This window comes from Clostridium fallax, assembly GCF_900129365.1.
Lineage (GTDB): Bacteria > Bacillota > Clostridia > Clostridiales > Clostridiaceae > Clostridium_AH > Clostridium_AH fallax.
In genome coordinates, this window is sequence record NZ_FQVM01000031.1 from 17,708 (window position 1) to 27,752 (window position 10,045).

The window sequence follows — 10,045 nt, forward strand, 5'->3', positions numbered from 1 at the left end:
TGAAGGGTGTTGTTATAGCATTATATATTTTTATACCATTATTATATTTTGTCTTATAAAGCATCTTACCGTAGGTTAAGATGCTTTTATTATTATATTTGATTTTTATTTATCTAATTTTAATTTTTCAATAAACCATTATTATTTTTAGCAATTATTTATATATAAGTTAATTAAATGTATTTAAAAGTATTGTGTTTATTTAAAATATTTTATTATTAGATAAATTTAAATATAAAATAATAAATAGACACGGAGGGGATAACAATGAAAAAATTTTTAGCTACAAAAAACATTTTAGCTACAGTAGCACTTACTATTTTATTTGCAATTTATCCAAAAGTTGCTTATGGAATGCATATTGCTGAAGGATTTCTACCAGCAAAATGGTGTATATTTTACTTTGTATTAATTATTCCATTCTTTATAGTTGGAATAAAATCTATAAGAAAGAAGACTTCTAATAATAAGGAGCTTAAAATGCTTTTGGCTTTAGTAGCTGCTTACGTTTTTGTATTATCAGCTATGAAACTACCATCAGTTAGTGGAAGTTCATCACATCCAACTGGAGTTGGTCTTGGAGCTATAATATTTGGACCTACAACTATGTGCGTTGTTTCAGTAGTAGTTCTTTTATTCCAAGCATTACTATTAGCTCACGGAGGTCTTACAACTTTAGGTGCTAATACTTTCTCAATGGGAATAGTTGGTCCTTTTGTATCATTTGGAATATACCAACTTTTAAAGAAAAAAAATAAAACATTAGCTATATTTTTATCTGCAGCTTTAGGGGATTTATTTACATATGTTGCTACATCAATTCAATTAGCATTAGTATTTCCTGATAAATCTGGTGGTGTTTTAGCATCTGCTACTAGTTTTCTTGGAATCTTTGCTGTAACTCAAATACCTTTAGCAATTGTAGAGGGAATTTTAACCGTTATTATCTTTGACTTCATAAGTAAACATTGTAAAAATGAATTGAAGTTATTAGGGGAGGATTTTTAATGAGTACTGTAAAGAAAAACTTAATTTTATTACTATTATGTGTAATTTTATTAGTAGCTCCTTTTATAGTAGCTAGAAATGGAGAATTTTCTGGTTCTGATGATTTAGCTGAAGAAAAAATAGAAGAATTAAATAAGGATTATAAACCTTGGGCTAGTCATATTTTTGAACCACCATCTGGTGAAGTTGAAAGTTTCCTTTTCTCATTACAAGCTGCAATTGGTGCAGGATTTATAGGTTTCTTCGTAGGTAGAAAAACCAAAAAATGTTAAGAGAAGTTTATCTTTATTCAAAAACTGGACTAGGCATAAAATATCATCCTATAGAGAAGCTTCTTTTAGGTATTCTCCCTTTAATAATTATTGGGCAAAAAAATAATTTTTTAATTCTTACTATATACCTAATATATTTTTTTTTCATAGAGTATTATTTTAAATTACCTATAAGAATGATTTTTAAGTTCTTCTTATTATCAGCAGGATTCACTTTATTATCTATGATAGGTTTAATAATTTCTGGATATGATTATTTAGATTTAGTAAGATTATTTTATAGAACAACTATAGGAGCTCTAGGAATTAGTTTTATTGCTTTAACTACTGATTTAGATAGTATACTTTACCTTTTTTCGAGATTCTCTTTTCTAAGAGAAGTTTGCGATATAGCAAAATCTATGGAAAGATTTCTCTTCTTAGTTGAAGATGAATTTTTTGTGGTAAAAAATGCTGTTACATCAAGAGATTGTAGTACAAAATACAAAGTTAGACTGCAAAATTATGGTAAAATAGCCGCTTGTACTTTTAAAAATACTATTTTAAGGTGGCGAGAAATTAAAGATGCTTTAGAAGCAAGAGCTTATAATGGAAGTATTAATTATTCTCCTTTAACTTCTAAGTTCTCTTGGATAAGTATCTTAATTATAATAACTGTTAATATCTTAATATTCTTTCTAACTTAAAAATTAAGATAAATAGTAAAAAGCTAAGAAGTTATATAACTTCTTAGCTTTTTACTATTTATTTAAGAATCCAATGATTTTTTAAAGAATTATATATATTAAAATAATATATAATATCTTTTAAAAAAATTTTGTAAAAAAATTACTATTATTATTAAATTTTTTTAATTTTAATGTTATAATTAACATATATTTACATCCATTCCTTTTATATTTTATTTACTTTACTTACTAAGGAGGTAAAATTTTATATGACTGGTTCAAAAGTTTCAAATTATACAGATATAGTGAAAAATTCTTTTGAAAATATACCAAACAATATAGAAGATTTAACTTTTTCTTCTGATAAAATTAATTTAGAATTAGATAATATTATAAATAAATTTAAAAATATAGAAGACTCTAAAAAAGATGTTACCCACATTACTAAGGATTTTATAGATATTTTAAAAGAACTAAATTCAAATCTTTCAGATGTGTCTAACTGCTATAAAGATGAATATAAAAATATTAACAACAATATTTTTAAATTTACCCATAATGTAAAAAATTCAAATAATACATTATCATTAAAACTTAACGCTTTAGATAAAATAATATCAAATGTAGATAATCTAAATACTAGAACTGTTAATCTTTTAAATTTAGTAGATGATGTTAATTATTCCACCAATGAATCTAATAAAAATATTTCTTCTTTGAAAGAACAATTATGTTATCAAAATTCTAGATTAGAAATTATTTTTGAATATATAAATTCTATGGAAAAAAAACAATCTACCTATCTAAATAATATTAAAATTTTTCAGTTTACCACTTTAGCTTTATTAGTTATAGTAATCTTTCTTATACTTTAAGAAACAAGATATAATTTATAAACTAATTTCAATTATAATATATAAAAAATCTCTAATAAAAAAATTTTAGAGATTTTTTATTAGAGATTTTTTATATTTAAGGTTAATTATTTAAATTGATTCTAATTATATTTTTAAATAGTTTTTATAAACTCTCCGTTCTCAATATATATTTTTTTATCTGATATTCTATCCGCTTGATCTAAATTATGAGTTACAAGTATTATTGTATACTCTTCTTTTAATTCCATCAAAAGATTTTCTATATTTAATATATTTTTTTGATCTAAAGCAGAACAAGGTTCATCTAATAAAAGTACCTTTGGATTTACTGTTAAGGCTCTAGCTATACAAAGCCTTTGCTGCTGCCCTCCTGATAATTTAAGTGCGCTTCTTTTTATATCTCCTTCTATTTCATCATAAAGGGAAACTTTTTTTAACTTTTCCTCTACTAAATTTAATAACTTTTTTTTATTTTTTTCTCCAAAGTATTCTGGCCCATAAACCATATTCTTATATATTGAAAAAGGAAATGGATTAGGATTTTGAAATACCATGCCAATTTCCCTTCTTACTTTTTGAATAGGCATATTATAAATATTTTCATTCCTTAATAGTATTTCACCTTCAGTAAATAAATTTTCCTCTTCAATCATTCTATTTATACTTTTTAATAATGTGGTTTTTCCTCCTCCAGATGGTCCTAAAATTACTGTTATTTTATTTTCTTCTATTTCTAAGTTTATTTTATTTAGTATAATTTTATTATTTGTTTTTACAGAGAAGTTTTTTATTTTAATTATCCCATTCATTCTTTCTAAGTCCTCCTAAAAATCCCCCAATTATATTTATTATAAGAATTAAAAAAACTAAAATTAAAGCTGTTCCGTAAGCTCTATCTAAACCTATCCCTTGTTGCATTAGTATATACAAATGATATGAAAGAGCCATAAAGGGATCCTTTAAGCTTTCTGGAACAGAAGTATTAACAACAGCTCCTGTTAACATTATAGGAGCTGTTGCTCCCATTGCAAAACCTGCCGCCATTGCAACAGATGAAAAGATTTCTTTAGTATTTCCCTTAAGAATTAATTTCTTTATTGTATATTCTTTAGAAATACCTAAAGCATAGGATGCAAATATATAATTTTTTTGAAACTCTTTAAAGGATTTTTCTATTCTAACTTCTATAAATGGATATATCATTACAGCTAATGTTAAAGATGCAGAAATAACACTTTTTCCAAAGCCTAAAGTTACCACTAAAAAAGCATATCCAAAGAGCCCTAAAACTATAGATGGAACTCCTGATATACATTGTACTATTGTTCCTATAAAAGATTTTAGCCTTTTATTTTTCACATAAAATACACTATAGATTGCAGTACAAACAGCCATTATTCCGGAGATAATACTTGCAATAATAGTTGTAACTAAACTTCCAATTATAGCTGGAAAAATTCCACCATCTTCTCCTAAAAGCATACCTTTAGGATTTTCAAATAAAAATTTTGCTGTTATTTGAGATTCACCTTCCTTTCCTATATAAATCAATATAAAGAGTAATATTATAATAACTACTACTATACTTATATAACTCCATATTTGTATTAACTTTTTCATGGTGCTTAATCCTCCATTGCTGAATTTTTTATTCTCTGAAAGACTATATTTATTATAATAAGAATTACCATAAGTATAAATCCTGAAGCATATAGCCCATAATAATGTAAACTTCCTATTTCTGCTGATCCTATTTCTAATGCAATAAGAGATGGAATAGTTTCTACCTTTCCTAAAAGAGTTGGCATCATAGGAGCATTTCCAATAACCATCATAACAGCCATAGTTTCTCCCATAGCTCTTCCTAAAGATAAAGCTGCTCCTGCTAATATACTCCCTTTAGCTGATGGTAAAATAAGATGCCATATCATATAATCCTTTTCAACTCCTAAAGCCTCAGAAGAATGTCCATATTTATTATAAATTTTTGTAAAACTCTCCTCACAACTAGATACAATATATGGAATTATCATTATAGCCAAAACAAAAGCTCCAACTAAAAGGCTTTCTCCTGAAGTTCTGTTAAATTTAGTCTCCATAAATTTAACTACTACTAAAAGTCCTATAAATCCATATACCACTGATGGTATACCAGCTAATATTGCAATAAATGAGTGAATTATATTTTTATATTTTTTCTTTGCAAAAAAACTTATAAATAAAGCTGCTCCTATAGATACAGGAAAAGCTATTAATAGTGCTAAAAAAGAAATATATATAGTTGATAAAATCATAGGAAATATACCTAAAGTTGGACTTTCCCCCAAAGGTTTCCACTTCTTGCCAAAAATAAAATTAAAAAATGAATAGTTTTGGAAAAGCTTAATACTTTCTTTAAAAATAAAAAAGACTATAAGAGCTATTATACTTAAAGAAAGTATTGCAATTATTTTCACTATAAAATTAAATATTTTATCACTAAAATTCACTATAAATTCACCTCTTCCCTATTTATTTCCTATATAAAATAACTTTTATTATTTCTACTAAATAAATTGCTATATATTTTCTATTATACATATTTTATAAAAAAATTAACTTGCAAAAAAGGAATAAGCTCTTTGCAAGTTAATTTAATTAAATAACTTATTTCATATTATTTTTCTGGTATAAATCCTAACTTTTCTACAACAGATTGTCCATCTTTTGAAAGCATAAAATCTACAAAAGACTTCTCTCCTGGATTTAATTCTCCACTTTTTATAACTAATAAAGGACGGCAGATTTTATATTTTCCATCTACTATATTTTCTTTAGTTGGTGCTATACCATCTACTTTTAATGGAATTATTTTTCCTTTATTTTGATTAACTACGCCATAAGATGCATAACCTATAGCATATTTATTTCCCATAACTTTACTTGCTAAAGCTCCCATTGATGATGCTTGTGTAACATTCGTTTTAACTTCTGTTCCATTCATTACAAGTTCATCAAAAACCTTATGAGCTCCACCACTTAAGTCTCTAGTAACAACAACTATTTCTTTATGTTCTAAGCTCTTATCAACCTGATCCCAATACTTATATTCTCCTGAGAATACTTTTTTAATTTGTTCTGTTGTTAAATTATCTGTGGTTTTTAAAAGTTGATTTTCTGGATTTACTGAAATAGTTAATGCATCTGTTCCTAATTTATATTCTTTATAATCTTTTATCTTTTCTTTTTCAGCTTTTGTAACCTCTCTTGCTACAAGTCCAAAATCTGCAGTATTATCTATAACCGCCTTAATTCCTTCTCCAGAACCTCCAGTTGTGGTAGTTATTTTTATTTCTTTATCTGGAAAATCCTTATTTATTTTATTCCATGTAGTTTTTCCATCCTTTGTAAACTCCTCTTTCATACCATCTATAACCGGTACTAAAGTTGAAGATCCTGCAAAAGAAATTTCATTTTTAAAATCCTTGATATTTTCTTTAGCTCCACCACATCCTACAAATAATAAGCTTGCTGATGTTATGGCAGCTAATAGTAAAGCAACTTTTTTCTTCATAATAAACCTCCTTAAAGTTATCCCTAAATACAAATTCTCCTAAAATTTTACCATATTTTACACTTTTAAACCTGCATTATAGTTTTTGTCTATAGATAATTATTTTATTATTTTATTTATCTATACAACCTTAAAAAGTTTATTTTTTTAAGCCTTTTTACGTTTTTTTAATAAAACTGCTCCTAAAGTTAAAATACTAACTCCTAAAAGAGCTAAAACCTTTGATGAATGTCCTCCAGTCTTTGGTATTTTATTATCTTTTTCTGTTTTCTCTTTTTTCATTTTATCCTCATCTCCACTATTATTAGAAATTTCATCTTCTATGTTTTTATTTTTTGTTGAATTAAAATCCTTATTATTATCTTTGTTTTTTTGTTCATTAATTTGTTCCTTAGTATTTTCATTTGTGTTTTCTTTTATAGTATTATTTTTATTAGTATTTTTTTTATTCCCTTCCTCTATATTTTCTTTGCTATGGCTTTCTTCCTTTACAAGTATATAAGAAGATCTTTCTGGAACTTTAACTTTATTACTTTGAATTTTTTCTATCTCTTTTAAACCTGCAGTATAACTATTTGCAACTAATACCCAATTATTATCTGGAAGAGTTATTTCTGTTTCCTTTGGATTAGCATTAAAGATTACAACTATATTTTCCCAACTATCTCCTAGATTTTTTCCATTGATATTATAAGCTACAACATTATTATCATTAAAGTTTTCCCCTTTTTTTAGGAAAGTTATATTTTTCTCAATATCTTTATTACTATCCATTCTAAATCCTTTATGATTTTTTCTAATTTCTATTAAACCTTTATAATAATCAAATACATTTTTATATTTTTCTTTTCTTGACCAATCTATCATATTTACAGAATCTTTTGCGTTATAACTATTTTCATTAAAAGTTCCATCTGGATTAATTTTACTTCTTAAAAACTCTTCTCCAGAATGTAAAAAAGGCATTCCCTGTGATGTTAAAACTATAGCAGCAGCCATTTTATTCATTTTTATTAATTCTTCTTCTCTTTCCTTTGGATTAGTTATATGTAATTTATCCCATAAAGTAAAGTTATCATGAGCTGATTCATAATTTACTGATTGATATGGTTCATTAGCCCATGGTTTTTTTGAATAATTAACTTTATTATAATCTATTTCCCTATGTTCTGTTCCTGCTACTACTCCAAACTTTATACTTTCTTCAAGGTTTCCCTTACCATTTACAAAGCCTGGTTCTTCAGCATTAAATACATGACCTTTTATTCCATCTCTTATATCATCACTAAAAGCTGCTATTTGTAATTCTTTAAATTTACTAATATTTTTCTTTAGAGCTTTTTCATCATCTGGTAAAGGTGAATCACCACCAGTCCATCCTTCTCCATAAACTATTATTGATTTATCTACTTTATTTAATTCTTCTCTAATTTTTTTCATAGTGTTTATATCATGTAAGCCCATAAGATCAAACCTAAATCCATCTATATGATATTCTTTAGCCCAGTAAACTACAGAATCTACTATAAGCTTTCTTACCATTGAACGTTCAGATGCTATTTCATTACCACAACCAGATCCATTAGAAAATCCACCTTTAGAATTTTGGCGATAATAATAATTAGGTACTGCTAAGTTTAAATTAGAATCATCAGTTGCACCAGTATGATTATAAACCATATCCATAACTACTCTAATTCCAGAATAATGAAGAGCTTTAACCATCTCTTTAAATTCCTTTATTCTTACTTCTCCAGTATATGGATCTTGTGAATAAGATCCCTCTGGTACATTATAGTTTTGTGGATCATATCCCCAGTTGTATTGAGGTTTATCTAGTTTTGTTTCATCAATTGATCTATGATCAAAGGTTGGTAATATATGTACATGTGTAACTCCAAGTTCTTTTAAGTGATCAATACCTGTTTTTATATCTTTGCCTTGAAATTTAGTTCCTTTTTCCCATACACCATTATATTTACCTCTAAACTTAAGATTTACTCCTGAATCTTTATCTATAGAAAAATCTCTTATATGCATTTCATAAATTATTGAATCTGTTGGACTTTTTAATTCTGGTTTTTTATCGTTATCCCAATTATTAGGATTAGTTTCTGTTAAATCTACTACCATTCCTCTATTGCCATTTACTCCAACAGCTTTTGCATAAGGATCTGTAACTTCATTTTCTTTTCCATCTATAGTTACTAAGTAATTATAATACTCTCCATTTAAATCTCCTACTTTATCTAGTATCCAAAGCCCTTTTTCTCCTCTATTCATAGGAATTATTTCTTTAGCTTTATTTTCGTATTGACTGCCATCTTTTCCATATAAAACTACCTTAACTTCACTAGCAGTTGGTGACCATAATTTAAATGAAGTTTTATTTTTTGAATATATAGCTCCTAAATCTCCTTCATAGTTAAATACATTTTCAAAATCTTTAGAACTAAAAATCTTTCCTGGTGTTACTTGTATTGATTTATATCCTTTAATTTCTAATGTATATTTTTTAGTTAAATCAATCTTTTTATTTGTAATAATTTTACCTTGAAGCAAATCTTCCGGAACCGATACCGAAAATTCCATTAGATTACTATTTTCTTTTAAAATAACATTATCTTTTATATCTTTAGAAGATAACTTTACATTTACTTTAAAGTTTATTTCATTTAATGTATCTATTTTTGCAGCTATTATCTTAGAATCTCTAATAACATCTGAAGGTCTATAATAGATATTTTCATTTCCTTCTACTATGTATCCATGAACTTCTCCTTTATTATTTGCATAAGCTAAGTTAATAAATCTATCTGTACCTATGTCTTTATCGCTCCAATCTGACTTTCTTATAATAAATCCAATATTTTCAACATTTTTTACATTTTCATAAGCTATATTTGATATTTTTCCATAACTATCTTCTTTTAAAAATCCATAAGCTGACCCTTCTTTTCCTTGAAGCCAAGCCCAAGTATCCCAATTATTATAATTTCCATCAAATCTATAGTAGTGTAAAAATAAATTTACCTTATTAAACTCTCTTTTTAAAGGATTAATCTTTAAAGTTTTTTCTCCAGAATTTTTATTTTTAACTAATACCTCTAAATCACCTTTAGATAAATCTAAAAATTTATCTTCTCCAAAGTAATTTTCTGCCCAATCATTGCCCTTTTCACTTCTACGAAGTATAAATCCTAATTTATTAGCTTCTTTTGAAGTTTCTATTACTACAAATTTTCCTTCATCATCTTCTCCAATGAAATCTAATTTTTTTCCTTCTTTATCTTTTTCCCAAACCCATAGATTCCATCCTTCATAATTTTTGTCTAACCTATTATATCTTATTTTTATATAGACCTTATCCTTTTCTTTTGATTTAGCTATTATAGGACTTTGTATTATAGTTAATATAAAAATAAAAGTAACTATTAAAGCTAAGTATTCTTTTAATTTTTTCATTTTCCTCCCCCTTTATATATTTTTAAAACGTTTTCAATTATATTATAATATCAGTTTTAATGAATTGTAAACAATTAAAAATGTATATCTATATTTTATTTATATAATTCAAACTTCATAAATTCTTAAGACTTTTCATTACTGCTTTTTAATATCTTATTTTTAAACTAAAGTTAAGTCTTTGAAATTTAATTTTAGGAG

Annotated in this window: 9 protein-coding genes; 4 read left to right on the forward strand and 5 right to left on the reverse strand. The window is 25.8% G+C overall.

Translation table 11 applies throughout. From position 1 onward, the window contains the following. Window positions 1-267: 267 nt before the first annotated feature. From BUA70_RS11390 to BUA70_RS11405, 4 genes are all read left to right on the forward strand, one after another. Window positions 268-1,008 (forward strand): energy-coupling factor ABC transporter permease, encoded by a 741-nt coding sequence (locus tag BUA70_RS11390; RefSeq protein WP_072897422.1) that lies wholly within the window; start codon window positions 268-270, stop codon window positions 1,006-1,008. After that, window positions 1,008-1,280, forward strand: coding sequence for an energy-coupling factor ABC transporter substrate-binding protein (locus BUA70_RS11395; RefSeq protein ID WP_072897425.1), 273 nt, complete (start codon window positions 1,008-1,010; stop codon window positions 1,278-1,280). Before BUA70_RS11390 ends, BUA70_RS11395 begins: the two co-directional genes overlap by 1 nt. Continuing rightward, a complete protein-coding gene (locus tag BUA70_RS11400; protein ID WP_072897427.1) occupies window positions 1,274-1,966 on the forward strand; it encodes a CbiQ family ECF transporter T component in 693 nt (230 codons plus the stop codon). Before BUA70_RS11395 ends, BUA70_RS11400 begins: the two co-directional genes overlap by 7 nt. 251 nt (window positions 1,967-2,217) lie before the next feature. Beyond that, window positions 2,218-2,823 carry a hypothetical protein gene (locus BUA70_RS11405; RefSeq protein WP_072897429.1) on the forward strand — a complete coding sequence of 202 codons (606 nt, stop codon included), beginning with the start codon at window positions 2,218-2,220 and terminating at the stop codon, window positions 2,821-2,823. 134 nt (window positions 2,824-2,957) lie between these two features. Here the strand turns inward: BUA70_RS11405 and BUA70_RS11410 are convergent, their stop codons facing one another. The 5 genes from BUA70_RS11410 to pulA form a co-directional block, all read right to left on the reverse strand. Further along, window positions 2,958-3,635 (reverse strand): phosphate ABC transporter ATP-binding protein, encoded by a 678-nt coding sequence (locus tag BUA70_RS11410; protein WP_072897432.1) that lies wholly within the window; start codon window positions 3,633-3,635, stop codon window positions 2,958-2,960. Further along, complete coding sequence (locus BUA70_RS11415) at window positions 3,619-4,446, reverse strand: PstA family ABC transporter permease (protein WP_072897434.1); 828 nt, start codon at window positions 4,444-4,446, stop codon at window positions 3,619-3,621. Before BUA70_RS11415 ends, BUA70_RS11410 begins: the two co-directional genes overlap by 17 nt. 5 nt (window positions 4,447-4,451) lie before the next feature. Further along, the gene (gene pstC, locus BUA70_RS11420; protein WP_341457266.1) at window positions 4,452-5,315 is read right to left on the reverse strand and encodes a phosphate ABC transporter permease subunit PstC; all 864 of its coding nucleotides are present in this window, start codon (window positions 5,313-5,315) and stop codon (window positions 4,452-4,454) included. A gap of 167 nt (window positions 5,316-5,482) precedes the next feature. Continuing rightward, a complete protein-coding gene (locus BUA70_RS11425) occupies window positions 5,483-6,379 on the reverse strand; it encodes a phosphate ABC transporter substrate-binding protein (RefSeq protein ID WP_072897439.1) in 897 nt (298 codons plus the stop codon). 147 nt (window positions 6,380-6,526) lie between these two features. Continuing rightward, the gene (gene pulA / locus BUA70_RS11430) at window positions 6,527-9,844 is read right to left on the reverse strand and encodes a type I pullulanase (RefSeq protein ID WP_072897441.1); all 3,318 of its coding nucleotides are present in this window, start codon (window positions 9,842-9,844) and stop codon (window positions 6,527-6,529) included. Window positions 9,845-10,045: the final 201 nt, after the last annotated feature.

Excerpts from the sequence above, each read along its gene's own strand:
- BUA70_RS11390 (WP_072897422.1), top strand. The coding sequence starts at position 268 with ATGAAAAAATTTTTAGCTACAAAAAACATTTTAGCTACAGTAGCACTT.
- BUA70_RS11395 (WP_072897425.1), top strand. The coding sequence starts at position 1,008 with ATGAGTACTGTAAAGAAAAACTTAATTTTATTACTATTATGTGTAATT.
- BUA70_RS11400 (WP_072897427.1), top strand. The coding sequence starts at position 1,274 with ATGTTAAGAGAAGTTTATCTTTATTCAAAAACTGGACTAGGCATAAAA.
- BUA70_RS11405 (WP_072897429.1), top strand. The coding sequence starts at position 2,218 with ATGACTGGTTCAAAAGTTTCAAATTATACAGATATAGTGAAAAATTCT.
- BUA70_RS11410 (WP_072897432.1), bottom strand. The coding sequence starts at position 3,635 with ATGAATGGGATAATTAAAATAAAAAACTTCTCTGTAAAAACAAATAAT.
- BUA70_RS11415 (WP_072897434.1), bottom strand. The coding sequence starts at position 4,446 with ATGAAAAAGTTAATACAAATATGGAGTTATATAAGTATAGTAGTAGTT.
- BUA70_RS11425 (WP_072897439.1), bottom strand. The coding sequence starts at position 6,379 with ATGAAGAAAAAAGTTGCTTTACTATTAGCTGCCATAACATCAGCAAGC.
- pulA (WP_072897441.1), bottom strand. The coding sequence starts at position 9,844 with ATGAAAAAATTAAAAGAATACTTAGCTTTAATAGTTACTTTTATTTTT.